Consider the following 24,228-nt stretch of genomic DNA (forward strand, 5'->3'; position numbering starts at 1 on the left):
GTTACCCGTACGTATGGCCCAGGTCACCGGTGTCACGGTGTGACACTGGCCGCAATTTACTAAGCGCTTGCTTTGCCGGTCACGGGGACGGAGCCGCGGGCTCGGCCTCGGGCACCCGGCGCCGCCGCCTGCGCTTGAGCAGGGCCCACGGCCCGCGCGGACCGGTGGGCATCGCCGCCGTGACCTCCGTGCCCGCCTCCGACGCAGCCTCCGCCGCAGCCCGTGCGACCGGCAGGAAGCCCTCGCGGCGGGACACGTCGGGCCGCTCCTCCTCCGGCCACAGCCCGAGCGCCGCACACACGGTGGGCAGTATGGCCATCGCCGCCGTCGCGTACCCCTCCGCCGAGGGGTGGTAGTTGTCCGGCCCGAACAGCTCCCGGGGATTCGCCTCGAACTCGGGCCCGAGCAGATCACCGAGCGACACCGTCCGCCCGCCCTGCTCCACCACCCCGATCGTCTGCGCCGCCGCCAGCTGCCGCGAGGCCCGGCGGGCCAGCCACCGCAGCGGCTGCTGCACCGGCTCGATGGTGCCGAGGTCGGGACACGTGCCGACCACCACCTCCGCGCCGGCCGTGCGCAGCCGCCGTACCGTCGCCGACAGGTGCCGTACCGAACGCGTCGGCGGCATCCGGTGCGTGACGTCGTTCGCGCCGATCATGATCACGCAGATGTCGGGGAGCGGATAAGGGGACGAGAGCACCAGCGCCACCTGACGGTCCAGGTCGTCCGACTGCGCCCCCGGCAGGGCCACGTTCCGCAGCTCCACCGGGCGCTCCGCCACCGCGGACAGTCCCGACGCCAGCAGCGCCCCCGGTGTCTGTCCCGCCCGGTGCACACCCTGCCCGGCCGCCGTCGAGTCGCCGAGCATGCTCAGCCTGAGCGGCGGTTCACCGGGGAGGCCGTACGAGGTGCCGTACACGCCCTCGGCCACCGGCACCCGTCCGCCGCTGCCGTTGCCCACGTGGCGCCGGGCCAGCCGCACCTCCGCCAGCAGCAGGCCGACGGCGGCCGCCCCGACCAGCCCGACCCCGCCACCGCCGTACGCCGCTCCGGCCGCGATGCGCCGGGCCACCCTCGCCCTCGACATGCTCGTCATGCGTCGCCGCCACCTCCTCGTAGCCGTACATCCACTCCTTGCCCCGTACAGCCCGTTCGTCAATCTCAACGGGGAGTGAACGCCCGCGCCACGTCACCCAGGGGCCGTAGGCTGGCGGAACCACATACGACCACTGTTTTTTGCAAGCAACCGGAGACAACGGTGCAATTCCACGACTCGATGATCAGCCTCGTCGGCAACACCCCGCTGGTGAAGCTCAACAGTGTGACCATGGGCATCCAGGCGACCGTCCTGGCCAAGGTGGAGTACTTCAACCCGGGCGGCTCCGTGAAGGACCGCATCGCCCTGCGCATGATCGAGGCCGCCGAGCAGAGCGGCGAGCTCAAGCCGGGCGGCACCATCGTGGAGCCGACCAGCGGGAACACCGGCGTCGGACTCGCCATCGTGGCCCAGCAGAAGGGCTACAAGTGCATCTTCGTGTGCCCCGACAAGGTGAGCACCGACAAGATCAACGTGCTGCGGGCGTACGGCGCGGAGGTCGTGGTCTGCCCGACCGCCGTCGCCCCTGAACACCCGGACTCGTACTACAACGTCTCCGACCGGCTGGTCCGCGAGACGCCGGGCGCCTGGAAGCCCGACCAGTACTCCAACCCCAACAACCCGCTCTCGCACTATCACTCGACCGGCCCCGAGCTGTGGGAGCAGACCGAGGGGAAGATCACCCACTTCGTGGCGGGCGTGGGCACCGGCGGCACCATCTCCGGCACCGGCCGGTACCTGAAGGACGCCAGCGACGGCAAGGTCAAGGTCATCGGCGCCGACCCCGAGGGCTCGGTCTACTCCGGCGGCTCCGGCCGGCCGTACCTGGTCGAGGGCGTGGGCGAGGACTTCTGGCCCACCGCCTACGACCGGACCGTGGCCGACGAGATCGTCGCCGTGTCCGACAAGGACTCCTTCCAGATGACCCGGCGCCTGGCCAAGGAGGAGGGCCTGCTGGTGGGCGGCTCCTGCGGCATGGCCGTCGTGGCCGCGCTGGAGGTCGCCGAGCGACTGGGCCCGGACGACGTCGTCGTCGTGCTGCTCCCCGACAGCGGCCGCGGCTACCTCAGCAAGATCTTCAACGACGAGTGGATGGCCGACTACGGCTTCCTGGAGGACGAGGGCCCCAGCGCCCGCGTCGCCGACGTCCTCAACGACAAGGAGGGCGGCTCCATCCCGTCCCTGGTGCACATGCACCCGGAGGAGACCGTCGGCGAGGCCATCGAGGTGCTGCGCGAGTACGGCGTCTCGCAGATGCCGGTCGTCAAGCCGGGCGCCGGTCACCCGGACGTGATGGCCGCCGAGGTCGTCGGATCGGTCGTCGAACGGGAGCTGCTGGACGCCCTGTTCAACAAGCGGGCCTCGCTCGACGACCCGCTGGAGAAGCACATGTCCTCCCCGCTGCCCCAGGTCGGCTCCGGCGAGCCGGTCGGCGACCTGATGTCGGTGCTGGGTTCGGCGGACGCGGCGATCGTCCTGGTCGAGGGCAAGCCGACCGGAGTGGTCAGCCGGCAGGACCTGCTGGCGTTCCTGGCCAAGGGCGGGAACAAGTAGCGAACCTGCGGTGAACCGGCCGTGGCGGCGGCGAACTTGCGGTGACCACGGCCGATCGAGCCGTTCCGGAAGTGGTACGAGCGTGTCACGTGCGCGCAGCACCCGCTTAACACGGGTCAGGCAGATTAGTGGGTGCCGGCAGGGCGGGAGCGGCTCCCCGCCCCGGCCGGCGCCGAACGGCGCCAAGGACCTCCGGAGCGGCTCCCGGACCATCCATGGACGCCTAGGACGCGCAAGCCCGGCCCTGACCCGGCCCGCGTCCCTCGCGGGGACCGCCGTCGTCCCGCCCCCCGGCAACGGGGGTGCGGCGGTCCCCGCGCACCATCTTCCTCAGCGGGAGTGAGCCGATTCCCAACTGCCCAGCAGGGCAAGCCGTTCCGCCGTCTCCGACCCAGGCTCGGGGGTGTACACCACGATCGTCTGCTCCGGGTCCGCCGGGACGGTCAGCGTCTCGTACGGGAGGGTGAGCAGGCCCGCCACGGGGTGCCGTACGCGCTTCACGCCGTACGCGCACTCCTTGACCTCGTGGTCGGCCCAGAGCCGGCGGAAGTCCTCGCTCTTGAGGGAGAGTTCGCCGACCAGAGCGCACAGTGCGGCGTCGTCGGCGTACGAGCTCGCGCCGATGCGCAGGTTGGCCACCGTCTGGGCGGCCACCGCGGCCCACTCGGGGTAGAGGTCCCGGGCGGCGGGGTCGAGGAAGACCTGGCGCGGCATGTTGCGTTCGTCCGGTGCCATGCGGCTGAAGCCGCCCACGGCGTCGCCGAGCGCGTTCCAGGCGAGCACGTCCATGCGGCGGCCCAGCACGAACGCGGGGGTCCGCTCCATGCTGTCCAGCAGCAGCTGCACGCCCGGCCGTACCCGGGGCGCGGCCGGACGGCGCTCGCGGCGCCCGCGCGGCCGGGCCACCGTCCGCAGATACGTGTGCTCGGTCTCGTCCAGCCGCAGCACCCGCGCGATCGCGTCCAGCACGGCGTCCGAGACGGACGGACCGCGCCCCTGCTCCAAGCGGATGTAGTAGTCCACGCTCACACCCGCGAGCTGCGCCACCTCCTCGCGGCGCAGGCCCGGTACGCGGCGCCGCCCGTGCACGGGCAGCCCCACCTCCTCGGGCTGGATGCGGGCGCGGCGCGAGCGCAGGAAGTCTCCTAGGTCCCCGTCCATGGGTCCGATCGTAGGGGAGCGGCGGTCTCCCAGCCTGGTACTGGCAGACCCAGGAAAAGCGCATCCCTGGGTACGGCGGCCGGACCCGGCGAGGGTGGTGCCAGCCGCCGGGGAGACGCCCCGGCACCCAACGGGGAGAACACCCATGTCGTACGAGAACCTGTCCGGCCGTACCGCCGTCGTCACCGGCGCCGCCAGCGGCATCGGCGCGGCCGTCGCCCGGCAATTGGCCGCGCAGGGCGCCCGGGTGGCGCTGTTCGCCCGGCGCGCGGACCGGCTGGAGGCCGTCGCCGGGAAGATCCGGGCGGAGGGCGGCGAGGCGCTGGTGGTGGCCGCCGACGTCACCGACGACGCGTCCGTCGAGGCCGCCCGGGACCTGGTCCACCAGACCTACGGGCGCGTCGACCTCGTCGTCAACAACGCCGGTGTGATGCTGCCCAACCCCGTCGACGACGGCCGGATCGACGAGTGGCAGCGCATGCTCGACACCAACGTGACCGGCGTGCTGCGGGTCATCCGCGCCTTCACCGCCGACCTGGTGGCCGCGGCCGCCGAGGGCCGCACCGCCGACCTGGTGAACGTGTCGTCCATCGGCGCCCACGTCACCTTCCCCAACTACGCGGTGTACGGCGCCACGAAGGCCGCCGTCACCTACCTCTCGCAGTCCCTGCGCACCGAGTTGGGGCCGCGTGACGTACGGGTCACCAATGTCGAGCCCGGGCTCACTCGGACCGAGCTGAAGGCGCACGTCGGCAACGCGGAGCTGTCCGGGCAGCTGGACGGCATGCTCCAGGCGATCGGCGGCCTCGCGGCGGATGAGGTCGCGGACGTCGTCGCCTACGCCACCAGCCGCCCCCGGCACGTCAACCTGCGCCAGATCATGGTGCTGCCGACCCGGCAGGCGTGAACCCCTCAGTCCTCCCGGGAGGCCCGGCGCCCGGCGAGGATCTCCGGGTTGTGCCGGACCGCCTGGGCCGCGTTGACGGCGACGATGCCGACCCAGGTGGTCACCACCCCGGTCAGCCCCGCGAGAGCGCCGCCGATCGCGGACAGCGGGATCGCCAGCACCAGCGAGACGATCGCGAGGCCGAAGCGCTCGGCCCAGCTCTCGCCGCCCCTGGGCCGCCGGGAACCGCGGGCGTCCGCCATCCGCTGCTCGGCCAGGTGCCGCCGCACCCGGCGGTCCACCACGTCGTCGATCCGCTGGTCGACCTTCTCCAGGAACGACTCGACGAGTGCGGAGTCGTACTCCTCGCCCAGTTCCCTGCGTGCCCGCACGGTGGCGTCCAGGTCCTTCTTCAGGTCCACGTCCCGTGAGTCCAGTGCGCTCATGCGCTCCACCCTAGGGAGCGGTCATCCCCTCCGCACGGGGGACAACCCCCCTCTTCGGCGCGGCCGGCGGGACGCGGTCAGGGCAGCAGGGAGACGAGCCCCGTGTCGAGGTCGAAGCGGGCGGCCGCGACGTGGGCCGAGGTGAAGGCCGGATCGGCGCGGATCGCGTCCCGGACCCAGGCCGTGTGGGCGCGCATGGTGTGCTCGGCCCAGTCGCCGGTCAGCGCCCGGGTGCGGCGGGCGGCGGGGGCGATCTCGTCCACCAGCAGTTCCAGGTGGCCCGGCGCCGGCGCGCCCGTGCGCAGATGATCGAGCGTGGCGGCGACGGCCCCGCAGCGCTCGTGCCCGAGCACCAGCACCAGCGGGACGCCCAGCTCCTGGACGCCGTACTGGACCGAGCCGAGCACGGCCTCGTCCAGCACCTGGCCGGCGGTCCTCATGCACAGCACGTCGCCGAGTCCGAGGTCGAAGACCAGCTCCGGGGGCACCCGGGAGTCGATGCAGCCGACGATCACCGCGAACGGGTCCTGTGCGGCGGCCAGCAGGCGGCGCCGGCCGGGGCTGTCGTGCGGGTGCCGGGGGTGGCCGGCGGCGTAGCGGCGGTTGCCGGCGAGGAGCTCGTCGAGGGCGGCGCGCGCGGTGTGCGCCGCGCTCGGTGGGAGGGGACGGGGACCGGGGGCGGCCGTCGCCGGGGCGGCGGTCAGGGCGGTGACGGCGGTGGCCGTCAGGAAGGCCCTGCGGTTGGAGGCCATGACGCTTCCTCAGGAGTCGTGCCAGTAGCGCGTGTTCACCGTAAGCAGCCGTACGGTCACCCTGAGTGTCGGTTTAACGACACTTGGTTGTTTCGTCGTCGGATCATCGCCACGGCGATACCGCCCCTTGCCCGGCTGCATAACGTCATGCAGAGTTCTTGGTGTGTGAATAGCTGAGGGGAGTCCAGGCGTGCTGTCGTCTCGTATCGGGGGTGTGCCGGCGGAGCGCGCTGTACTCTCCCGGGGCGCGGGGGAAGGGGCGGGTCTCGCCCCGCTCGCAGCGTCGGCCCGGAGGGGGAGCACGGCATGAGCGTGGACAGGAGTACCGGTGTGACGACCGAGGGAGCGGCCGAGGAGGCTCCCGAGCTGATGTCCGTCGTGGCGGACAGCCCGGCCGCCCGGCTGCAGGTGCTCTTCGAGGGGCACCGGCTCACCCCCACCCAGCGCCGCATCGCGCACAGCATGGTGCGCCGGGCCGCCGACGTGCCCTTCCTGTCCAGTGTGGAGCTGGCCGAGCTGGCCGGGGTCAGCCAGCCGTCGGTGACCCGGTTCGCCGTCGCCCTCGGCTTCGACGGCTACCCCGCGCTGCGCAGGCACCTGCGCGAGGTCGTGCCCGCCGAACCGGCCGCGGAGGCGGGCTCCTACAACGAGTACCAGCAGGCCGTCGAGGCCGAGATCGAGAACCTGAAGCACCTCGCGGAGCTGCTCGCCGACCCGCGCCCGGTGCAGCGGGCCGGCCGGGTCCTGGCCGCCTCCCGCCCGCTGCCGGTGCTCGGGCTGCGCGCCGCCGCCTCCCAGGCGTACGGCTTCGCGTACTTCGCCGCCAAGGTCCACCCGGACGTCCGGCTGCTCAACGAGGGCGGCACGATGATCCATGACCGCATCGACGCGGCCGTCCGCGCGGGCGCCACAGCGCTGCTGTGCTTCGCGCTGCCCCGGCATCCGCGCGAGGTCGTCGACACCCTCGCCTACGCCAAGGAGGCGGGCCTGACCGTCGTGACGGTCGCCGACTCCGCCTTCGCGCCCGTCGCCAAGTACTCCGACCTGCTGCTGCCCGCCGCCGTCGGCACCGGACTCGCCTTCGACACCGCGTGCGCGCCCATGCTGCTCGGGCGGGTGCTGCTGGAGGCGGTCTGCGACGACCTGCCGGACGCCCAGGCGCGGCTGGAGGAGTTCGACGCGAACGCGGCGGCCCGCGGACTGTTCGTCGAATAGGCCGCACGGGCCGAGCGGCCCGGCGCGCTCTCAGACTCGTCTCACGTTCGCCCGTTACCGTGCCCGGCCGACAGCACTGTGCCGGGACGAGGAGGCGGATCGTGGCGCGCGGAGGACATGGACTGGCCCGGGTGGCCGTCGTCGTACGGGCCGGGGCCGCACCACTGTGGTGGTTCGGGGTGTTCGCCGCGGGGACCGGGGTCCTGCTGCCCGGGGTGACCGGGCGCCGGATCGGCGTGCTCGCGGGAGCCGCGCTGTTCCTGATCACCGCCGCCGTCGTGGCGCTGACCCGGCGCAAGGAGTACGCCGCTCTCGCCCGCGGGGCCGCCCGTGCCGGCAAGTTCGACGTCCTGCAGGACCGGGCGGTGACGGTGCGCAGCTGGCGCCGGGGACACCGCTGGTGGCTGCTGCTCGCCTTCGCCGTCGCGTTCGGCAGCTCCTTCGCGGTGCCCGCGGCCGGGGGCATGCTGCTCGCCGGGGCCGGCACCGGGCTGCGGCTGAAGGCCGCCTGGCTCGGGCGGCGCGAGCGGGCCGAGGACACCCTGCTGTGGGTGCGGGTCGACTGGCTCGACCGCCGGGGCGGGAGCCCGGCGGGCGCGGCCGTGAAGGGCCTGCGCGGCACGGGCCTCGCGGCCGGCGACGCGGCCCCGGGCGGGACCCGCCGCCGCTCCGCGGCGCTCGTCTGACCTGTCAGACCTCCAGGACCGCCTCGATCCCCTTCAGCTGGTGCCGGGCCATCGCGAGGTTGGCCCGGCTGGCGTCCAGGACCAGGTAGAGGAACAGGCCGTTGCCGCCGCGGCCCTTGAGCAGGCGGATCAGGTGGTACTGGTCCGACAGCGTGATCAGGATGTCCTCGATGTCGCCCTTGAGGCCCAGGTGCTCCATCGTGCGCATCTTGGCGCGGATCACGTCCGTGTTGCCGGCGGCGGCCACGTTCAGGTCGAAGCTCTTGCTGCCGCCCATCGTGCCCAGCGCCATGCCGCTCGTGTAGTCGACGAGCGCGACGCCGGTGGCGCCCTCGATGGAGGTCAGCGCCTCTTTCAGTGCGGTCTCGGTGTTGGCCATGGTGGTCCTTTCAGCTGTCGGTTGCGGTGCGCGCTTCGGTCGTGGTGCGTGACGCGCGCGTGGTTCTGTTCCGTGGTGCGGATGTGGTCCTGGTGGCCGGGCGGCCCGCTTCCGCGGCGGCTTCGGCGGCGTCGAGCAGCTCCCCGACGCGGGCGGCCGAGCGGCGGCCCTCCAGATGCAGCCGGCCGACGTTGACCCGGTCCTCGGCGAGCAGCGTCAGCACGGCGGTGCGGCCGGCCGCGTAGGTGGCGACGTAGCCGTTCTCGCCGCGCACCAGCAGTTCCCGGAAACCGTCGTTCCCGGTGGCGTCGGCCATCCGTACGGCGACGCCCAGCGCGGCCGCGGTGAGTGCCGCCAGCCCCTCCGGGTCGACACCGGGGGTGTCGTGGGCGACGGCGAGACCGTCGACGCCGGCCGCGAGGGCTCCGGTGAGCTGCGGCACGCGGGTCCGCAGCCGACGCAGTTCGTCCAGGACGGCGTCGAGGTCCTGTGCGGACACCATCAGCTCTCTCCTCTCGGCGGGTTGGTGCCGTTCAAAGCGCCTCCAGCGCATCCCTGAGCCTCTTCAGCAGCGCGATGTCGGGGTCGGTGACCGTGAGCGGGGGAGCCGGGGGAACCGGCGGCGGGGCGGGGGCCGCGGGTATCGGCCTGAGGAGTCCGGCCGCCGAGAGGCGGCGTACGTCCACCAGCGTGTGGAACGCCTGCCGGCCCAGGTTGCGGGCGATCTCCGGGGCCGTGCGGACGCCGTCCACCCGGTCCAGGACCGCGCGCTGGCGGGGAGTGACCGGCGCCGTGGCGACCGGGTCGGCGCGGATCAGCGGCGCGCTGTCGGTCGCCGGGTCCGGCCACAGACGGTGCAGCAGCAGCCGGCGGCGCAGCGTCTCGCGTTCCAGCGCGATGACCGGGACCGAGGGCAGCGGGCCGGGGCGGGGCGCCCGCGTGTACCGGAAGCGGCCCGGGGCGCTGCTCGGCGACAGGGCGAAGTACCCGGCGTCGTACAGCGCGTCCAGGTGGCACAGCTCCAGCGCGCCCTCCGGCAGCAGCCCGGCGTCCAGCAGCAGCCGGGCCGCGTCCGCCGGGCCGTCGGCCTGCCCGGTGGCCCGCTGCCAGGCGGTCGTGGCCAGGGTGCCGTGGGCCGTGAGGAGCACGTCGAGACCAGGGGCATGGGGGCTCTCGGCGTGCACCACCCGGCCCTCGACGAGGTGCAGGGTGCCGTGCTCGCGGACGAGGACGCCGGTGGCCTGTTCCTCGGCGAGCCGCCGGAGCATCGGGGACAGCGCGCCCGCCGTACGGTCCTGGACCGCGGCCCTGTCCCGCACCGGCAGCGGCGGAGGCGTTTCGACCATCGTCATCCCAGCACCAGCCGGGCGGCCATCTCGCCGAGCCGGATGCGGGCGAGGGCGAGATTGCCCTCCTCGCGGCCCAGCCACAGGTGCAGGAAGACGCTGCTGTCGAAGGACGTGTCCACGAACCGCAGCAGGTGGTAGCTGTCGTGGTTGCTGACGATCACGTCCTCGACGGGCGGGCCGAAGTCGTCGCCGTCCCCGGCCGCGAAGGCGCCGTGTTCGGCGGCGAGCCGGGCCAGTTCGGCGGCCTCGGCGGCGGTGGTCTCGTGGTCACCGCCGGGGGCGTCCCCGACGGTGCCCAGGGCCAGTCCGCTCGTCCAGTCCACCAGGGAGGCTCCCCGCGCACCGGGCAACCGCATCGCTTCCAGCAAGCACTCGTCGATTCCGGGCACCCTGGCTTCCCTCCCGCCTGTGACTCCGGTTGAGTGACAGGGACACTACGCAACGTGTGCGCGAGGGGTGAGTCCTTTGGCATTTTCCGGTGGAACATGCGCCCGGCGTACTAGTGTGGGTCAACTGACGACTGTTTTCGGGCAGTTGACCCAGTTGTTCGAGATGTACCCGAGGTGCGTCAACGGCTCCCGGGCGTGCGCAGGGTGGTGAGCGTGGACGCGTGCGCCCCACCGGACTCGGCCACGACCTCCGCCACGGTCTGCGGCTCCCGCACGGTCGCGAAGGCCACGCCTCCCGTGCCGTCGGGTGCGAAGCCGTAGATCCCCGGCCGGGCGAGGGAGTTGTAGGCGTAGTGGTGGGCGAAGTAGTACGCGCCCGTGTCCAGTGCCGCCGCGTAGTCGCCCTGCTCCAGCAGGGGCAGCGTGCGCCCCTCGGCGAGCAGGTCGCCGGAGAAGCAGGCCGGGCCGGCCACGTCCTGCACCACCTCGGGCCCCGACCGGGGCCGCCCCTTGGGGTCGTACGCGGCGATCCGCAGCGGCCACGCCCCGGGTGCGTACACGGTCCGCGCGGCCACCTGCACGCCCGCGTGCGTCACCGCGATCCGCCGCCCGCCGGAACTCTTGGTGTACTCCACCCGCGCCACCACCGTGCCGTGCCTGGCCAGCAGCGACCGCCCGAACTCGGTCACCAGCCCGTACCGCCCGTCGAACAGCCCCGGCACCTCCTCGGCCAGCAGGCGCGCGTACTGCGCGTACGTCGGTGCCGTCGCCTCCGCCGTGAAGTCGACCGGCAGCCCGCCGCCGATGTCCAGCGTGTCGATCTGCCGCCGCCCGATCCGCGCGTTGATCTCCTCCGCGAGCGCGTACGTCTCCGCCACGCCCCGTGCCAGCAGCGGCAGCGGGATGCCCTGCGAACCGGTGTGCGCGTGCAGCCGGGTCAGCCACGGCCGGTCCGCGTACGCCCGCACGACCCACTCCCGGGCCCCCTCGTCGCGCAGCGCCACCCCGAACTTGGACGTCTGCGTCGCCGTCGAGGTCGCCCCGATGGTGCCGCCGCCGATCTGCGGGTTGACCCGGATGCCGAGCGGCGAGGAGCCGGGCGCCACGGGGGTGCCTCCCGTGCGCTTGGGGCCATGGTGGACGAGGGCGTCGAGCCGGTCCAGCTCCTGCGGGTTGTCCGCGTTGACGGCGACGCCCAGCGCGAGCGCCTCGCGCAGCTCGGCCGGGGTCTTGGCGGGCGAGTCGAGCACCGTCCGGTCCGGCGGCACCCCCGCCGCCCGCGCCAGCGCCAGCTCGCCCGGGCTCGCCACCTCCGCGCCGATGCCCTCCTCGTGCAGCAGGCGCAGTACCGGCACCAGCGGGGTCGCCTTCACCGCGAAGGCGTGCAGCACCGGCGTGCCCGGCGCCGTGACCGCGTCGAACGCCGCCCGCAGGGCCGCCGCCGACTTCCGGATGCCGGTGACGTCCAGCAGCGCCACCACGGCCGCGTCCGGCCCCAGCAGCCCCTGCTCCACAGCGCCGCGCACCGCTTCGTCCCGCCGGGCGGCCCGCTCCCGGGCCTCGCTGTCGGTGTCCTGGTCCACGCCTGTCCTCCTGTCGCCCTGCCCTGCCGCCGTATCCGCGTGTTCGGGTGATTCCAGCCAAACACCCACGACGCGCGGACGGGCTGCCGCCGATGTATTGACTAGTTCTATTCAGGAAGTCAGGATGTGAATAGAGATAGCAACAGGAGGAGGCAGACGATGTCGGGACCCCGCCCCGTACGAGCACCGCGCGGCACGGAACTGAGCACCCTGGGATGGCAGCAGGAAGCCGCTCTGCGGATGCTGCAGAACAACCTCGACCCCGAGGTCGCCGAGCACCCCGACAAGCTCGTCGTCTACGGCGGCACCGGCAAGGCCGCCCGTGACTGGCGCTCCTTCGACGCGATGGTGCGCACGCTGCAGACCCTCAAGCAGGACGAGACCATGCTGGTCCAGTCCGGCCGCCCGGTCGGCGTCATGCAGACCCATGAGTGGGCCCCGCGTGTCCTCATCGCCAACTCCAACCTGGTCGGCGACTGGGCCAACTGGGAGGAGTTCCGCCGTCTGGAGGCCCTCGGCCTGACCATGTACGGGCAGATGACCGCCGGCTCCTGGATCTACATCGGCACCCAGGGCATCCTCCAGGGCACCTACGAGACCTTCGCCGCCGTCGCCGCGAAGAAGTTCAACGGCACCCTCGCCGGGACCATCACCCTCACCGCCGGCCTCGGCGGCATGGGCGGCGCCCAGCCGCTCGCCGTGACCATGAACGACGGCGTCGCCATCTGTATCGACTGCGACCCGCGCGCCATCGAGCGCCGTATCGAGCACCGCTACCTGGACGTCAGGGCCGACAACCTCGACCACGCGCTCCAGCTGGCCACCGAGGCCCGTGACCAGCGCAAGCCGCTCTCCATCGGCGTCCTCGGCAACGCCGCCGAGCTGGTCCCGCAGCTGCTCGCGATGAACGCCCCGATCGACATCGTCACCGACCAGACCTCCGCCCACGACCCGCTGTCGTACCTCCCGGTCGGCGTGGCCTTCGAGGACATGGCCGACGCCGCCGCCAAGGACCCGGCCGGCTTCACCACGCGGGCCCGTGAGGCGATGGCGAAGCACGTCGAGGCGATGGTCGGCTTCATGGACGCCGGTGCCGAGGTCTTCGACTACGGCAACTCCATCCGCGGCGAGGCCCAGCTGGCCGGCTACGCGCGGGCTTTCGCCTTCCCCGGCTTCGTCCCCGCCTACATCCGCCCCCTGTTCTGCGAGGGCAAGGGCCCCTTCCGCTGGGCCGCCCTGTCCGGCGAGGCCTCGGACATCGCCAAGACCGACAAGGCGATCCTGGAGCTCTTCCCGGAGAACGAGTCCCTGCACCGCTGGATCAAGATGGCCGGCGAGCGCGTCCACTTCCAGGGCCTGCCCGCCCGCATCTGCTGGCTCGGCTACGGCGAGCGCGACAAGGCCGGCGAGCGCTTCAACGACATGGTGGCCTCCGGCGAGCTGGCGGCCCCGCTGGCCATCGGCCGCGACCACCTCGACTGCGGCTCCGTCGCCTCCCCGTACCGCGAGACCGAGGCCATGCTCGACGGCTCCGACGCGATCGCCGACTGGCCGCTGCTGAACGCCATGGTCAACGTGGCCTCCGGTGCGTCGTGGGTGTCCATCCACCACGGCGGCGGCGTGGGCATGGGCCGCTCCATCCACGCCGGCCAGGTCACGGTGGCCGACGGCACGAAGCTGGCCGGCGAGAAGATCCGGCGCGTCCTCACCAACGACCCCGGCATGGGTGTCATCCGGCACGTGGACGCCGGGTACGACATCGCGGAGTCGGTCGCGCAGGAGCGCGGGGTCCGGGTGCCTATGCGCGAGGGTGACCAGGCGTGACCTTCCACAGCATGTGGGCGGAGCTGCTGCCGATCGGCCGCAGCTCCGCCTCCGGCGGCTACCGGCGCTACGCCTGGACCGGCGCCGACGCCGAATGCCGGACCTGGTTCCAGGAGCAGGCCGAGGCGCGGGGGCTGGCCTACGAGGTCGACCGGAACGGGAACCAGTGGGCCTGGCTCGGGGATCCCGCCGCCGGTGACGCCGTCGTCACCGGGTCGCACCTGGACTCGGTGCCGGACGGCGGCGCCTTCGACGGGCCTCTCGGGGTCGTGTCCTCCTTCGCCGCCCTGGACGAGCTGCGAGCGCGGGACGTACAGCTCACCAAGCCCCTGGCCATCGTCAACTTCGGCGATGAGGAAGGGGCCCGGTTCGGGCTCGCCTGTGTCGGGTCGCGGCTCACCGCCGGGGAGCTGACCGTCGAGCAGGCGCAGCGGCTCACCGACGGCGAGGGGATCACCCTCCCGAAGGCCATGGAGGCCGCCGGGTACGATCCCGAGGCCATCGGGCCCGACCCGGAGCGGCTGTCCCGTATCGGCGCCTTCGTCGAGCTGCACGTCGAGCAGGGCCGCGCGCTGGACCTGTCCGGTGACCGGGTCGGCATCGCCAGTGCCATCTGGCCGCACGGCCGCTGGCGCTTCGACTTCCGGGGCGAGGCCAACCACGCGGGCACGACGCGACTCGTGGACCGGCGTGACCCGATGCTGTCGTACGCCGAGACCGTCCTCGCCGCCCGCCGGGAGGCCGAACTCGCCGGCGCCGTCGCCACCTTCGGCAAGATCTCCGTCGAGCCGAACGGCGTCAACGCCATCCCCTCCCTGGTGCGGGGCTGGCTCGACTCCCGCGCCGCCGACCAGCAGACCCTGGACACGGTCGTCGGCGGTATCGAGAAGGCCGCCCGGGAGTACGCCGACGCCCACGGCATCGACCTCGACGTCGTCCGGGAGTCCTTCACCCCGGTCGTCGAGTTCGACCACGCCCTGCGCGACGAACTCGGCCGCATCCTGGGGACTTCGAGCGACCGCCTGAAGGTGCCCGTGCTGGGGACCGGTGCCGGACACGACGCCGGAATCCTCTCCGGGCGCATCCCGACCGCCATGCTGTTCGTGCGCAACCCCACCGGTGTCTCGCACTCCCCGGCCGAGTTCGCGGCCGAGGACGACTGCGTGGCCGGCGTGAGCGCGCTCGCCGACGTACTGGAAGGACTGGCCTGCAGGTGACCAAGGGAACCTACTGGTTGGAGCACGCCTGGCTCGGCACGAACGTCGAGCCGGGCGTGGCCCTCGACGTCGAGAGCGGGCGGATCACCGCCGTCCGTACCGACGTCCCCACCCCGCCGCCCGGCGCCGAGATCCTGCGCGGCCTCACGCTGCCGGGTCTGGCGAACGCCCACAGCCACGCCTTCCACCGGGCGCTGCGCGGCACGGTCCAGGTCGGCTCCGGGACCTTCTGGACCTGGCGCGAGGTGATGTACTCCGTCGCCGACCACCTGACCCCGGAGACCTACCACGCGCTCGCCCGCGCGGTGTACGCCGAGATGGCGCTGGCCGGCATCACCTGTGTCGGCGAGTTCCACTACGTGCACCACGCCCCCGGCGGCACCCCCTACGCCGACCCCAACGCGATGGGCGAGGCACTGATCGCGGCCGCCGCCGACGCAGGTATCCGCATCACCCTCCTCGACACCGCCTACCTCTCCTCCGGCTTCGGGGCCGAGCCCAACGTCCACCAGCTGCGCTTCTCCGACGGCAGCGCGGAGGCCTGGGCCGAACGCTGTTCAGTTCTCAAGGAGCGGGATCACGCGCGGATCGGTGCGGCGATTCACTCCGTACGGGCCGTACCCGCGGACCAGTTGGCGACCGTGGCCCGCTGGACCGAGGAGCGGCGGGCCCCGCTGCATGTGCACCTGTCGGAGCAGACCGCCGAGAACGACGCCTGCCTCGCCGCGCACGGCTGTACCCCCACCCGGCTGCTCGCCGACCACGGAGTCCTCGGGCCGCGCACCACCGGCGTGCACAACACCCACCTCACCGACGAGGACATCGCACTGCTCGGCGACTCCGGCACCGGCACCTGCATGTGCCCGACGACCGAGCGCGACCTCGCGGACGGCATCGGCCCGGCCGTCGCCCTCCAGCGGGCGGGCTCCCCGCTCTCCCTCGGCTCCGACAGCCACGCCGTCATCGACCTGCTCGAAGAGGCGCGCGCGATGGAGCTGAACGAGCGGCTGCGCACCCGCACCCGGGGCCACTGGACCGCCTCGGCCCTGCTGCGCGCGGCCTCGGCGGACGGCCACGCGGCACTGGGCTGGCAGGACGCGGGTAGCCTGGAACCGGGTGCGCTCGCCGACTTCACCACCGTCGCCCTCGACTCCGTCAGGACAGCGGGGCCGGTGCCGCGACTCGGCGCGGAGACCGCCGTATTCGCCGCCTCCGCGGCGGACGTACGCCACACGGTCGTGGGCGGCCGCCATGTCGTGCGAGACGGCGTCCATACCCTCGTGCCGGACGTTCCGTCCGCGCTGGCGGACTCCATCGAGGCCCTGCGAGGCTGAAACCCATCGTCATCCCTGAGGACACCATGAGCAGCAGCACCGTCATCACCAACATCGCCACGCTGGTCACCAACGACCCCTCCCTCGGTGACGGCTCCCCTCTCGGTCTGATCCAGGACGCGGCCGTTGTCATTGAGGGCGACCGCATCGCGTGGACCGGTGAATCCAGCAAAGCACCCGCCACTGACAACCGGGTCGACGCGGGCGGCCGGGCGGTGCTGCCGGGCTTCGTGGACTCCCACTCCCACCTGGTCTTCGCCGGTGACCGCACGCAGGAGTTCAACGCCCGCATGTCCGGCCGCTCCTACACCGCGGGCGGCATCCGCACCACGGTCGCGGCCACCCGCGCCGCGACCGACGCGGAACTCGAGGCCAACCTCACCCACTACCTGGCGGAGGCCCTCCGCCAGGGCACCACGACCTTCGAGACGAAGTCGGGCTACGGCCTCACCGTCGAGGACGAGGCCCGCGCCCTGCGCATCGCGGCTCAGCACACCGACGAGGTGACCTACCTCGGCGCCCACATCGTCTCCCCCGACTACGCCGACGACCCGGCGGCCTACGTCGCCCTGGTCACCGGCGAGATGCTGGACGCCTGCGCGCCGCACGCCCGCTGGATCGACGTGTTCTGCGAGAAGGGCGCCTTCGACGGCGACCAGGCCCGCGCGATCCTCACCGCCGGCAAGGCGAAGGGCCTGCTCCCGCGCATCCACGCCAACCAGCTCTCCTACGGCCCCGGCATCCAGCTCGCCGTGGAGCTGGACGCGGCCAGCGCCGACCACTGCACCCACCTCACGGACGAGGACGTCGACGCGCTCGCCAACGGCAACACGGTCGCCACCCTCCTTCCCGGCGCCGAGTTCTCCACCCGCGCCGAGTGGCCCGACGCCCGCCGTCTCCTGGACGCCGGTGTCACGGTGGCCCTGTCGACGGACTGCAACCCGGGCTCGTCCTTCACCTCCTCCGTCCCCTTCTGCATCGCCCTGGCCGTCCGGGACATGCGCATGACCCCCGACGAGGCGGTCTGGTCCGCCACGGCGGGCGGTGCCGCGGCCCTCCGCCGCACCGACATCGGCCGCCTCACCCCGGGCGCCCGAGCCGACCTGACCCTGCTGGACGCCCCCAGTCACGTCCACCTGGCCTACCGGCCGGGAGTGCCGCTGGTCAGCGAGGTGTGGCGCCAGGGCGTACGGGTGGTGTGACCTCGGTCCTCACCCGACCTGTTCTCGCGGGGCCCCGGCCCTCACCGGGGCCGCCCCGCGTGCCATTTCGACGCGCTCCCGTCGTCAGGCTCCAGCCCCACGTCGTAGCCGCCGGTGGCGGTCACGGCCGTGCCCCGGTCGATGTCCGGCACGATCAGCCCGTCGTCGTGCACGGAGAACCTGAGGTTCTCCCCGTTGCCGCCGTCGACCGAGGAACACGTCCAGACGCCGACGCCGCGGTCCGTCGCGCCGCGGCTGTCGAGGCAGAAGTCGTCGTCGGCGTACGACTGGACGACCTGGCGCCCGGCGTCGACGCGCCACAGTTGGGTGTCGGTGCCGTCGCACGGTGCGGTGACCACGTCGTCGCCGTTGTCGAACCAGCCGTCCCGGAGGTCCGCGGCCCGGACGTCCAGGCACCACCCCGTCGCGTTGTTGACGATCGGGGCGTAGGTGCCGTTCGGCGCGTGGGTCGCCGGAGCCTGCTGCGGCTTGGGCGTGGGCTTGGGCGGGGGAGCCGCCGGCGTGGTCGGCCGGTGCGAAGTCCTGGTGGGGGACGGGGACTTGCTCGTGCGCGAGGGCGTCGGTGACGGGGACGGGGAAGGGGACGGGGATGCCGAGACCGTCACCGGTGGGGGTGCGAGGGTCGCCGCGACCGGCCGGCCGTGGGGGTCGTCGGAGCGGGTCAGGAGGAACACCAGGAGCGGGGCGAGGGCCACGCCCAGGGCCGCGGAGGCCAGCAGGTAGCGGCGTTGGGGCCGCCAATCCGGGCGTGTCGTCAGCGGCTTGGGCGCAGGGGCCGTCGTGGCGCTGTTCCGGATGTACGACGTTCCCCGCCAGGGCAGCAGGCCTTCCGCCAGCGCCTGCCTCGGGGTGTCCCGCAGGGCGGCCAGGTCCTCGATCGCGGCCGCGCAGTAGGGACAGTGCGCCCGGTGGGCGTCCAGGTCGGCGCTGTAGCGGGGCCCGTCCGGCCGTACCGCCTCCTCGATCAGCCGGCGGAAGTCGGCGCAGCGCGGGTCGTCGGAGGCGGCCAGACGGTGTCTCAGGCAGGCCTGGGCCAGCGCCTTGAGAGCCTGCGGGGTGTCGTAGACGACGTCGGCGGGGCCGAGGCCGAGGAACGCGGCGGTTCGCTCCGGGGGTTCCTCTTCGAGGACGCCGTACCAGAGCAGGCCCTGCAGGCGCGACGAGAGCAACTGGAACGCGGGGAGCAGGGACGGGGTCGGCCCGTCGGGCAGACCGCCGGCGTTCAGCACCAGCAGCAGGGCGGGGTCCAGGCCCGCCGCGCGCTCGTCGCGCGCCCAGAAGGCCGTCGACCGGGCGGCCAGGAGCAGCAGGTGGTGCCGAAGGGGGACGGTCGGCTCGGTGCCGCGTGCCAGGTCGCGGGCCGCGGTGGTGAGGGCCTCCGCGGCCAGCCGGCGGGCGGTGGACTCGCTGGTGGTGCACAGGCGGGCGTAGGCCAGGACCGACGGCTGGTGCCGGCGGCGCAGTTCCTGCAGCGCCGGGTAGGCCGTCGCGGAGGCGGAGCGCAGCAGTTCGGTGAGCCGCGCGTCCGGCACGTCCTCGATGCCCTCGCCCGAATCGGTCCGGTCGCCCTGAGTCATGCGTGCCCTCCGTCCCCCATGGTCCTGACGTACCAGTCGGTTTGGGTGGCCCATGGTGGTGGAGGGGCGCCCTTCGGAAAAGATGTTACCGAGGGTAACCGGATAACGGTTCACGCAACGTCCCGTCGCGTCCGACGAGTTCGAGCAGCGGCACGGCCGAGTGCCGCGTACGGCGAGGTGTTCCGCGCGGCGGTGTGCCCGTACGACGAGGCACCCCCGCGCGGCGAAGCACCTCTGAACGGCGAAGCGGCCCGGCGTGTTCCGCCGGGCCGTGCCGCGTGAGTCGACGGAGGGCCTGCCCTCCCGCCACTCCTCCGGTCGCTCGCGCGCCGTCACTCCTCGACGGTCAGCCCCCTGCGCAGCCGCACCAGCGTCCGCGACAGCAGCCGCGAGACATGCATCTGGGAGATGCCCAGTTCCTCGCCGATCTCCGACTGGGTCAGGCCCGCGACGAAGCGCAGGGAGAGGATCTTCCGGTCCCGGGGCGGGAGTTCGGCGATCAGGGGCTTCAACGACTCGACGTACTCGATGCCTTCGAGTCCGTGGTCCTCGTACCCGATGCGGTCCGCCAGCGCGCCCTCGGAGTCGTCCTCCTCGGGCTGGGCGTCCGGGGAGGAGGCGGTGTAGGCGTTCGAGGCCGCCATGCCCTCGAGGACCTCGTCGTTGGACAGGCCGAGCCGTTCGGCGAGTTCCCCGACCGTGGGGGCGCGGTCCAGCTTCTGGGCCAGCTCGTCCCCGGCCTTGGCCAGGTCGAGGCGCAGCTCCTGCAGCCGGCGCGGTACGCGTACGGACCACGAGGTGTCGCGGAAGAAGCGCTTGATCTCGCCGATGATGGTCGGCATCGCGAAGGTGGGGAACTCCACACCGCGAGTGAGCTCGAAGCGGTCGATCGCCTTGATCAGGCCGATGGTGCCGACCTGGACGATGTCCTCCATCGGTTCGCTGCGGGAGCGGAACCGGGAGGCCGCGAACTTGACGAGCGCGAGGTTCAGTTCGACGAGTGTGTTGCGCACGTACGCGTACTCGTGCGTGCCTTCCTCCAGCGACGCCAGCCGCTCGAAGAGGGTCTTGGACAGCGCCCGCGCGTCGACAGGGTCGACCTCGTCGAAGGGCGGAATCTCCGGGAGCCCCGCGAGGGGGGCGTGGGTGTCGACGGGATCGAGGGGGTGATCCAGTTGTTCCCGTGGGGGTGTCGACGTCGCGATACGGGTAGGCGATTCGTCGAGCCGGGGTGACATGGGTGTCCTCCGTCGTTCTCGGCATATGGCTGCCGAAGCCAATACGTGCACTGCGGTGTGCGGCGCCTCCGAAGCCGGCGTGTAGGGATGTGTGTCCCTACTAGCCCTACCCGCTTCGGTGAGTCGATCGCAAGTACGTTCCGTAGTGACCTGTCCTACTATGTGAGGTTGTTCGGGTGTCAGAGAGTGTGAGGAAGGCGTAGTGTTCGAGTGCGTCAACAGCAGCCACGACCTCGGGAGAGAGAGACGGCATGGACCACGGGACGGTCGGCAGCGCACAGTCGGGCCGGCTTCTGGTGGAGGTGCGCGAAGTGGGCTCCAGCGCCGTACTGACACCGGCGGGTGAGCTCGATCACCACACCGCCGATCTGCTGCGCGAGCCGCTCGACGACTTCCTGGGCAAAGGGTTCTCACGTCTCGTGGTGGACTGCTCACGGCTGGAGTTCTGTGACTCCACCGGCCTGAACGTATTGCTCGGAGCCCGACTGAAGGCGGAGGCCGCCGGTGGTGGAGTCCACCTGGCCGGAATGCTCCCGGTGGTCACCCGGGTGTTCGAGATCACGGGAGCGACGGCGGTCTTCACCGTCCATGACTCTCTGGAGGCGGCGCTGGCCGGCGAAGCCGACTGAGCCCCGCGCCCCGGCCGTCCCCTGCGGGGCGGCCCGGCGTGGCGCGCGGCATGCCCAGAACGGGGGTGTTCTCCCGGATCATCCGGGCAGGAGGATGCTGAGCGCGTCGGCCGTCGGGGGGCGGACCGCCCGGGTGACCGGCGAAACGGCCCCGGCTTGACGTATGAGTTATTGAGTCGTGTGCTTTTGAATCGTGTACTGGTGAATCGGTGAGGTGAAGCGCTGATGAGCACCACCCGGCCTTACTCGCCGGGCGACCGCGGCCCGGAGCCGAGCGGCGCTTCCGGGACGTCCGAGGGGGGTGCGCCGGAGGACGGCGTGCCCACGGGGGCAGCCGCGCCGTCCGTGCCGTCCGAGGGTGTGCGGGAAACCCCGCGGGAGACCCCGGGGCGGCAGATCCGCAGGCTGCGCCTGGACGGTGAGAGCGGGGTCGTGCCGCTCGCCCGTGACTTCGCCCGCCAGGCGCTGTACGCGTGGGGCTGGCTGCCGGCCGCCTCCGCCGACCGGCGGGCCGCCGCCGAGGACGTCCTGCTCGTCGTGTCCGAGCTGGTCACCAACGCCTGCCTGCACGCCGAGGGTCCGGAGGAGCTGCTCCTCGCCCGTGACGACAAGGCGATCCGGGTGGAGGTGGCCGACCGCGGCGCCGGTCAGCCGGCCCCCCGCACCCCGCACCGCGCCGGCCGCCCCGGCGGGCACGGCATGTTCATCGTGCAGCGGCTGTGCCTGGACTGGGGCGTCGTCCGCACGCCGGGCCGCTCGGGCAAAACCGTCTGGGCGGAACTGAGCGCTCCTGCCTGAGTGTCCGGGTGGCCGGCCGGACGCAGTCACCGTGGCCCCCGTCTCCACTCGAACCCCCTTTCCCACACGCCGGATCGACACAACTCCGGCGTGCGCCGCGTCTTCCCTCCTCAAGGCCCCCGGCGTACCTTGACGGCCGAATCTGATATGCCGTCAGGAATGAATGGGGTGGACCGAACGTGTCGTACCCGAAACGAACCGCCGCGCTCGTGTCCGCCGCGGCCCTGGCCGGCTCGGCGGTGCTGCTGGCCGCGCCGGCGGCCCACGCCGACGTCGTGGACGTCAACTACCACTGCAAGACGCCGATCGGCGACAAGAGCGCCCTCTCGCCCATCGACATCAAGGGCGTCAAGAGCGGCAACAGCTACAAGATCACCATGTCCTGGCAGAAGGGCGTCTCCTCCAGCCCGGTCGAGCTGGGCAAGGGGGCGATGAAGCCGAGCGCCACCATCGTCGTCGGCGGCGCAGACAGCGGCACCCTCGCCGTCACCGGTCCGGCCAACGCGGCCGCGATACCCGCCAACACCCCCATCAAGATCAGCGACTTGAGCGGCTCCTACACACCGGAGAAGAGCGGCAAGGTCACCTTCACGGCGGGCACGCTCACCATCAAGGCGCTCGGTACGACGACCACCTGCACCCCCACCAACAGCCCCAAGCCGTCCCTGACGCTGGACGTGACGGCGGCCGGCGGATCGTCGTCCTCCTCCTCGTCCTCCTCGTCGGGGGGCTCCGGCGGGCAGCTTCCGCAGACCGGCCCCGAGGACTCCGCCGTCGCCCTCGGCACCCTCGGCGGAACGGTTCTTCTTGCGGGCGCGGCGGGCGCGTTGTGGCTGACCCGGCGGAACCCGGCCACGCGCCGCTGAACCAGCCGCACGCCGCCGAACCGCAGCCTCCGACCGCTGGAGCCGCCCATGCCGTCCGCCGCCGCCCGTGTCCTCGGCCTCGCCCTGTTCCTGCTGCCGGTCTCCGCACCGCACGCGGAAGCCGCGGCAGCCTGGTCCCTCGCGCCCGCCGGCACCGGACGCCCCTCCTTCTACGCCGAGGGCGCCCCGGGAACGGTCCTGCAGGACACGGTGTCCGTGACCAACCGGGGCCACAAGCCGCTCACCGTCCGGCTGCGCGGCACCGGCGTGCGGATCGCGTTCGCCCGGACCGGGCTGCGCGTCCCCGCGCGCACCCGCGCCGAGGTGCCGTTCACGGTGACCGTGCCGGCCGGCGCCGCACCCGGCGACCGCTCCGGCACCATCACCGCCCGGGGCGCGGACGGCCGTACGGCGGCCGTCCCGCTCCGGCTGCGCGTGGGCGGCCCGGCCCTGTCCGCGCTGACCGTCGAACATGTGGCGGTGCACGGCGACCGGATCACGTACGAGCTGGTCAACCGCGGTACGACCACCCTCGTACCGAAACTCGCGGTCCGTGCCGACGGCCTCTTCGGCCCGGTCCTCGACCGCCCCGCCCGCAGCCTGAAGGTCCACCTGGCCCCGGCGTCCCGGCGCACCCTCAGCGAGCCGTGGCCCGGCCGGCCCTCGCTGGACGCCGTCGACGTGCGGCTGACGGTCACGGCGGCGGGCGGCGCCCACGACACCACGCACACCTCCGCCCGGTTCGTGCCCTGGGGCGGGGTGACCGCGGCCCTCGGGGCGCCGGTGGCGGCGGCCTCGCTGGTGGCCGTACGGCGGAGCAGGCGTCGTAGGAGCAGCACCGAGGACGGCGAACACACGGACACGGAAGTCGAGCCGACGGGAGCGGTGACGTGAGCGGCACAGCCGAAGGGGCGCGCCGGAAAGGGGCCCGGATGCCCGTGCTGACGGTGGTGCTCGCGCTGCTCCTGCTGCCGCTCTGCGCCCCCGTGGCCGCGGCGGACGGGCCCGACGTGAAGCTGTCCACGGCCCAGGCGGGCACGGGCGGTTCGGTCACCGTCAGCGGGAGCGGCTGGCGGCCGCACACGCTGCTGATGATGCTGATCTGCGGCCGGTCCACCCCGTCCCGGGGCGTGATCGGCGGCACCAACTCCTGCGCCAACGGCGACGGCCGGGCCGTGACCACCGACGCCGGCGGGTCCTTCACCAGGAAGCTGCCGGTCGCCGAGCCGCCCGTGCCGTGCCCCTGCGTGGTGCACGTCGCCACGGTGACCGGTGCGAAGGCCGAGGCGGACGCCGTTCTCCAGGTCGCCGGACACCCCGTCGCCCCGCTGCCCGCCGAGCCCGCCGGCGGCCGGCTGTCGATCCTCTCCGACACCCGGCTGACCGGTTCCAGCGGCGTGCTCACCTGGTTCGGCGCGCCCCCGAGCCGCACCCTCGTCTTCACCGCGGGCAACGTCGGCTCCACCGAGATCAAGAACCCGGTCTTCCGCGTCGGCACCGCGCACGGCGTCTTCGCGCCCCAGTGGGACGAGCAGCAGTGGCGCGGCACCCTCGCACCCGGGAAGAAGGCGCAGATCAAGCTGCCGGTCGAACTGGCCGCCGGGGCGCACGGCGACTACACCGTCTCCCTCCGGTACGACGGCAGGGTCCTGGCCGAGCAGCCGTGGGGCGTGAGCCGCCCCTGGGGAGTGACGCTGTTCTGGATCCTGCTCTGCCTGGTCGTCCCGGCCGCGGTCTTCCGCGTCGGGATGGCCGTCGTGGACCGGGTGCGGCCGCGCCGGCCGGGTGGTGTCCGCCACCGGCGGCGCGCCCTCCCCCACCCCCGGCTTCGCTCGGGCGGGGGGACCGCCAAGGCGCTGCGGCTGCCCCGCTCCCGCACCCCCGGGCCCGAGCCCGACCCGACTCCGACCCTGCCGTGGTTCAACCCGGACTCCGCTCCGGGCAGCCCGGCCGGCCGGCTCTCCGCACCGCACGACGACAGCCCGACGAGTCCTACGACTCCCACCACGAAGGGACCCACGTGAGC

The 24,228-nt window shown here is 73.0% G+C and carries 24 protein-coding genes; 13 read left to right on the forward strand and 11 right to left on the reverse strand.

The genetic code is table 11. The features are described from left to right. Positions 1–79: 79 nt before the first annotated feature. A complete protein-coding gene (locus tag FB157_RS06020; RefSeq protein WP_186581362.1) occupies positions 80–1,096 on the reverse strand; it encodes an SGNH/GDSL hydrolase family protein in 1,017 nt (338 codons plus the stop codon). Positions 1,097–1,258: 162 nt separating this feature from the next. On the opposite strand from FB157_RS06020, the gene FB157_RS06025 reads away from it, so the two are divergent. Continuing rightward, positions 1,259–2,650, forward strand: a complete 1,392-nt coding sequence (locus FB157_RS06025; RefSeq protein ID WP_145876643.1) for a cystathionine beta-synthase — start codon at positions 1,259–1,261, stop codon at positions 2,648–2,650. Between the two features lie 330 nt (positions 2,651–2,980). On the opposite strand, the gene FB157_RS06030 is transcribed toward FB157_RS06025, so the two are convergent. Then, positions 2,981–3,811 carry a helix-turn-helix transcriptional regulator gene (locus FB157_RS06030; RefSeq protein WP_145876645.1) on the reverse strand — a complete coding sequence of 277 codons (831 nt, stop codon included), beginning with the start codon at positions 3,809–3,811 and terminating at the stop codon, positions 2,981–2,983. A gap of 145 nt (positions 3,812–3,956) precedes the next feature. On the opposite strand from FB157_RS06030, the gene FB157_RS06035 reads away from it, so the two are divergent. Beyond that, on the forward strand, positions 3,957–4,718 hold the full coding sequence (locus tag FB157_RS06035; RefSeq protein ID WP_145876646.1) for an SDR family oxidoreductase: 762 nt from the start codon (positions 3,957–3,959) through the stop codon (positions 4,716–4,718). 5 nt (positions 4,719–4,723) lie between these two features. Here the strand turns inward: FB157_RS06035 and FB157_RS06040 are convergent, their stop codons facing one another. Both FB157_RS06040 and FB157_RS06045 read right to left on the reverse strand, forming a co-directional pair. Then, positions 4,724–5,143: a hypothetical protein gene (locus FB157_RS06040; protein ID WP_145876648.1), complete on the reverse strand. Its 420-nt coding sequence runs from the start codon at positions 5,141–5,143 to the stop codon at positions 4,724–4,726. Between the two features lie 77 nt (positions 5,144–5,220). Beyond that, complete coding sequence (locus FB157_RS06045) at positions 5,221–5,895, reverse strand: carbonic anhydrase (protein ID WP_145876650.1); 675 nt, start codon at positions 5,893–5,895, stop codon at positions 5,221–5,223. A gap of 306 nt (positions 5,896–6,201) precedes the next feature. Between FB157_RS06045 and FB157_RS06050 the strand changes: the two genes are divergently transcribed. Then, positions 6,202–7,110, forward strand: a complete 909-nt coding sequence (locus tag FB157_RS06050) for a MurR/RpiR family transcriptional regulator (protein WP_385163272.1) — start codon at positions 6,202–6,204, stop codon at positions 7,108–7,110. A 101-nt stretch (positions 7,111–7,211) separates the two neighbouring features. Beyond that, on the forward strand, positions 7,212–7,796 hold the full coding sequence (locus tag FB157_RS06055) for a hypothetical protein (protein ID WP_261386181.1): 585 nt from the start codon (positions 7,212–7,214) through the stop codon (positions 7,794–7,796). A 4-nt stretch (positions 7,797–7,800) separates the two neighbouring features. Here FB157_RS06055 and FB157_RS06060 read toward each other — a convergent pair whose 3' ends face one another. The 5 genes from FB157_RS06060 to FB157_RS06080 form a co-directional block, all read right to left on the reverse strand. Then, a complete protein-coding gene (locus FB157_RS06060) occupies positions 7,801–8,175 on the reverse strand; it encodes a hypothetical protein (protein WP_145876651.1) in 375 nt (124 codons plus the stop codon). Between the two features lie 10 nt (positions 8,176–8,185). After that, entirely contained in the window at positions 8,186–8,677 is a 492-nt protein-coding gene (locus FB157_RS06065; RefSeq protein WP_145876654.1) for a roadblock/LC7 domain-containing protein, read from the reverse strand. Between the two features lie 31 nt (positions 8,678–8,708). Beyond that, a complete protein-coding gene (locus FB157_RS06070) occupies positions 8,709–9,527 on the reverse strand; it encodes a transcriptional regulator (protein ID WP_145876656.1) in 819 nt (272 codons plus the stop codon). Then, entirely contained in the window at positions 9,524–9,913 is a 390-nt protein-coding gene (locus tag FB157_RS06075) for a hypothetical protein (RefSeq protein WP_145876658.1), read from the reverse strand. The genes FB157_RS06070 and FB157_RS06075 overlap by 4 nt, the downstream gene beginning before the upstream one ends. 179 nt (positions 9,914–10,092) lie before the next feature. Beyond that, complete coding sequence (locus FB157_RS06080; protein WP_145876660.1) at positions 10,093–11,496, reverse strand: diaminopimelate decarboxylase; 1,404 nt, start codon at positions 11,494–11,496, stop codon at positions 10,093–10,095. 159 nt (positions 11,497–11,655) lie between these two features. On the opposite strand from FB157_RS06080, the gene hutU reads away from it, so the two are divergent. Genes hutU through hutI form a run of 4 tightly spaced genes read left to right on the forward strand, consistent with a single transcriptional unit; the run spans position 11,656 to position 17,073 of the window. After that, positions 11,656–13,320, forward strand: coding sequence for a urocanate hydratase (gene hutU / locus FB157_RS06085; protein WP_145876663.1), 1,665 nt, complete (start codon positions 11,656–11,658; stop codon positions 13,318–13,320). Next, positions 13,317–14,537 (forward strand): allantoate amidohydrolase, encoded by a 1,221-nt coding sequence (locus tag FB157_RS06090; RefSeq protein WP_145876665.1) that lies wholly within the window; start codon positions 13,317–13,319, stop codon positions 14,535–14,537. The genes hutU and FB157_RS06090 overlap by 4 nt, the downstream gene beginning before the upstream one ends. Next, a complete protein-coding gene (locus tag FB157_RS06095; RefSeq protein WP_145876667.1) occupies positions 14,534–15,871 on the forward strand; it encodes a formimidoylglutamate deiminase in 1,338 nt (445 codons plus the stop codon). The genes FB157_RS06090 and FB157_RS06095 overlap by 4 nt, the downstream gene beginning before the upstream one ends. Positions 15,872–15,897: 26 nt before the next feature. After that, entirely contained in the window at positions 15,898–17,073 is a 1,176-nt protein-coding gene (hutI, locus tag FB157_RS06100; protein WP_145876669.1) for an imidazolonepropionase, read from the forward strand. A 41-nt stretch (positions 17,074–17,114) separates the two neighbouring features. On the opposite strand, the gene FB157_RS06105 is transcribed toward hutI, so the two are convergent. Beyond that, complete coding sequence (locus FB157_RS06105; protein ID WP_145876671.1) at positions 17,115–18,671, reverse strand: RICIN domain-containing protein; 1,557 nt, start codon at positions 18,669–18,671, stop codon at positions 17,115–17,117. A 332-nt stretch (positions 18,672–19,003) separates the two neighbouring features. Further along, the gene (locus FB157_RS06110) at positions 19,004–19,909 is read right to left on the reverse strand and encodes an RNA polymerase sigma factor SigF (RefSeq protein ID WP_145876673.1); all 906 of its coding nucleotides are present in this window, start codon (positions 19,907–19,909) and stop codon (positions 19,004–19,006) included. A gap of 251 nt (positions 19,910–20,160) precedes the next feature. Here FB157_RS06110 and FB157_RS06115 point away from each other — a divergent pair, with 251 nt between their 5' ends. From FB157_RS06115 to FB157_RS06135, 5 genes are all read left to right on the forward strand, one after another. Continuing rightward, on the forward strand, positions 20,161–20,538 hold the full coding sequence (locus tag FB157_RS06115; RefSeq protein WP_145876675.1) for an STAS domain-containing protein: 378 nt from the start codon (positions 20,161–20,163) through the stop codon (positions 20,536–20,538). A gap of 225 nt (positions 20,539–20,763) precedes the next feature. Next, positions 20,764–21,336, forward strand: a complete 573-nt coding sequence (locus tag FB157_RS06120) for an ATP-binding protein (protein ID WP_145876676.1) — start codon at positions 20,764–20,766, stop codon at positions 21,334–21,336. 179 nt (positions 21,337–21,515) lie between these two features. Then, positions 21,516–22,202, forward strand: coding sequence for an LPXTG cell wall anchor domain-containing protein (locus FB157_RS06125; protein ID WP_145876679.1), 687 nt, complete (start codon positions 21,516–21,518; stop codon positions 22,200–22,202). A 48-nt stretch (positions 22,203–22,250) separates the two neighbouring features. Then, on the forward strand, positions 22,251–23,096 hold the full coding sequence (locus FB157_RS06130) for a hypothetical protein (protein ID WP_145876681.1): 846 nt from the start codon (positions 22,251–22,253) through the stop codon (positions 23,094–23,096). A 38-nt stretch (positions 23,097–23,134) separates the two neighbouring features. After that, positions 23,135–24,226, forward strand: a complete 1,092-nt coding sequence (locus tag FB157_RS06135) for a hypothetical protein (RefSeq protein ID WP_145876683.1) — start codon at positions 23,135–23,137, stop codon at positions 24,224–24,226. Positions 24,227–24,228: the final 2 nt, after the last annotated feature.

Origin of the sequence: Streptomyces sp. BK340 (assembly GCF_007827595.1) — a bacterium.
Lineage (GTDB): Bacteria > Actinomycetota > Actinomycetes > Streptomycetales > Streptomycetaceae > Streptomyces.